The sequence below is a fragment of the bacterium genome (genome assembly GCA_024224155.1).
Lineage (GTDB): Bacteria > Acidobacteriota > Thermoanaerobaculia > Multivoradales > JAHEKO01 > CALZIK01.
Genome location: JAAENP010000264.1, coordinates 1 through 2,938, shown reverse-complemented (window position 1 = coordinate 2,938; position 2,938 = coordinate 1). Strand labels below are relative to the sequence as shown.

At 64.3% G+C, this 2,938-nt stretch carries 3 protein-coding genes; 2 read left to right on the top strand and 1 reads right to left on the bottom strand.

All coding sequences use genetic code 11. From position 1 onward, the window contains the following. Nucleotides 1-235: DEAD/DEAH box helicase (locus GY769_13955; protein MCP4203022.1), on the top strand; the 235-nt coding region annotated here is incomplete at its 5' end. 173 nt (nt 236-408) lie between these two features. After that, nucleotides 409-981, top strand: a complete 573-nt coding sequence (locus tag GY769_13950) for a hypothetical protein (GenBank protein ID MCP4203021.1) — start codon at nt 409-411, stop codon at nt 979-981. Between the two features lie 456 nt (nt 982-1,437). On the opposite strand, the gene GY769_13945 is transcribed toward GY769_13950, so the two are convergent. Next, entirely contained in the window at nt 1,438-2,730 is a 1,293-nt protein-coding gene (locus tag GY769_13945) for an IS91 family transposase (protein MCP4203020.1), read from the bottom strand. Between the last annotated feature and the right edge of the window lie 208 nt (nt 2,731-2,938).

Below are 2,938 nucleotides of genomic sequence, written 5' to 3'. Positions count from 1 at the left end.
CCGCTGGTGGAACGCGGCGCGGGAAGACCAGGCCACGGACCGGGTCCACCGCATCGGCCAGAAGCGTGCCGTCCAGGTCTTCAAGCTGATCACCGAGGGCACGCTGGAGGAGAAGATCGCCGCCATCATCGACCGCAAGCGCGACCTGATGGAGAGCATCGTCCAGGAGGACGATCCGCGCCTGGCCAAGATCTTTTCGCGCGACGAGCTGCTGGGGCTGCTGCGTCAGATCTGATGGCTCGCGAAAAGCGTCGCGATTAGAAACCTTTACCGAACCTTTACCTTGTCCTGGCCTTCATCCCTGGAACCATTCGACGCGCGCCGCGTACCGACGCTCAAGCCCTCATTGACGACCCTGGAGAAACCATGCGACCGAGAACCCGCACCTTCCTGATCCTCCTCAGTTTCCTGACGCTAGCCACCGCCGCCGCCGGCGACGAGCCCGCCGACGCGGCGCAGCAGATCGCCGGCGCGGTCAGCCCGGCGCCGGAGGGGATGCGCGACGCGGCGACCGTCCTCGGCTACTCGGCCGGCGAGCTCGTCACCCTGCGCCAGGGCGGGGGCGACCTGGTCTGTCTCGCCGACAAGCCGGGCGACGAGCGCTTCCACGCCGCCTGCTACTTCAAGGCCCTGGAGCCCTTCATGGCCCGCGGCCGGGAGCTCCGGGCCGCGGGCAAAGAGCGCGCCGAGGTGCTCGAGACCCGCGGGGCGGAGATCGCCAGCGGCAAACTCCAGATGCCGCCGGGGCCGAGCGCCCTCTACTCCCTGACCGGCCCGGCCGGCAGCTTCGATCCGGCCACCGGCGAGGTCGAAGGCGCCAACCGCACCTACGTCGTCTACATCCCCTACGCCACCGCCGAGTCGACCGGCCTGTCGCCGCAGCCTGCCACCGGCGCGCCGTGGATCATGAGCCCCGGCAAGCCCTGGGCCCACATCATGCTGGTCCAGCCGGCCGAGACGGAAGAGGAGCCGGAAGGCTAGGAGCCGGTCCGAGTATTCGCACAGGCTCCGCCTGGAGGAATGCTCGGACCGGGTCTTAGGTCGGCGGGGCTGGGCCAGATTCTCGGGCCGGAGGCCCGAGAATCTGGGCGCTAACCCGACGTCTCGGAAACTACACAAGTGTTGGAAACAATGGGGATATTGGTCCGGTCTCGGAGATCGAGCTCTCCCGGAGCGGTTCACCAGTCGTGTTGATGGATGACAGCGTTCCTCGGCGGTTTTTGTGGGTCTACGTTGACAGAATGGCCTGTGTGAGTACGGTAAGGCCCCGGGATTTGGAGACCTTGGCGGCACTCTGGACAGCCAATGAGCAGAGGTTGGCCGTTTCGAAGCTCGTGGAACTGCTCGAAGAAATGGATTCGCCGCAACGGGATGCGTTGCTTCGTCCCGCAGTGGCTGCAGGTGAACGTCACTCGCTTGAACCAGGACCACATCGGCTCATCCAGGGCTCGGCTCCCAGACCGGGTGACTCGCAGCGGTCGGGATGCCGGCGGCCTCGAAGTACTCGGCGATTCTCGCATGGGAGCCAAAGATCTTTCCTACGAATCTCATGGGGATCTCGCAGACGCGACACAGCAGAGGATCCCTCCCCTGCTCGATGGTCCGTCGTTGCCGCCACGGCAGCAACGAGACGCTCGTCGCGCCTTCTGTGGACTTCTCCTCCTGCTCCAGAGCGGCTCTGGCTTGGGCCAGATACCGTGCCTTCCAGCGGGTGGCGAACAAACCGGCGTAGCGGACCATCTTGAAATGCTTGTCGGGAATGTGGCGAATCAGCCGGCCGATGAAGGCGAGCACGGGCATCACCTTGAAGGAGGTCTTGCCATCGCGGGCGTAGTCCTTGAACGCGAAGCGGACGGTCTTGCCGTCGTAGTGGGTGATGCGGTACTCGGCCAGCACCGCGCGCTTCGTATAGCGTCCGATGTAGCGCACCGTCGCTTCGGGATCGAGCAGACTCTTGCCGATGTGGGCATACCAGGTCAGCTTGTAGATCGTCGACATCACCTTGTTGAAGCAACTGTAGACCTTCAGGTACGCACGCTTCTTCGAGAACCGCAGCTGCCCCGCCTTGTGGGCCTTGCGGAAAGCGGTGATGCAATGGTAGCGCCACATCTTCTTCAGCCCGTCATGCTTCCTCAGCCAACCTGGGTTGTAGGGGCGAATCCACCTGCTGCCATCCAGCGACAGACCGCCTTCGGTGACCAGCAGGTGGACATGGGGATGCCACTTGATATCCGAGCCAAAGGTGTGGATGACCACCACGATGCCCATCCGCATGCCATGTTGGTCGCGGGCCCACTGCTGCAGGCTCGCAACGGCGGCTCGCACCACCAAGTTCAGGCCCACAGAGCGGTTGAAGGCGATGTCGGCGCGCAGCTGCCAGGGAACCGCCAGCACCAGATGATGATACGGAACATCCAGCAGCTCATTGAGTACGCCGTCGGCCCAACGATCGGTCGCCAGCTTGCCGCACCTGGAGCAGAACCGCGACTTGCAGGAGTGGGGGACGACATGGTCCTTCCCGCAGCCATCACAGCGAAAGAGGTGGCAACCCAGAGCCGGAGTACGGCAGGCGATCAGCTTACGCACGGTCTCGAAGATCACCGGGCGGATCCACTTGCCGTAGCTGCTCACAAAGTCGTCCCAGTGGGCAGCCAGGATCGCCGCCAAGCTGTACCGAATCTCTTTGCCGATCGCGAGCATGCTCTCTATTATGCCGAGAGCGGTACGCATTACAAGAAGATCCTGCAACGGCTAGAATCTGGAAAGTTCGCGCGAAGCGCTAAGTTCCGGCCTTGAGCGCCGCCAGGATCTCGGCGATCTTGTCGTCGGCCTCTTCGGTGGGCAGGGGCGCGCTACCGGCGCCGGCGTGACCGCCGCCGCCGTAGCGCGACAGCAGGTCGCCGACCCGCGTCTGGCAGGTGCGGTTGAAGATCGAGTG

Excerpts from the sequence above, each read along its gene's own strand:
- GY769_13945 (MCP4203020.1), bottom strand. The coding sequence starts at position 2,730 with ATGCGTACCGCTCTCGGCATAATAGAGAGCATGCTCGCGATCGGCAAA.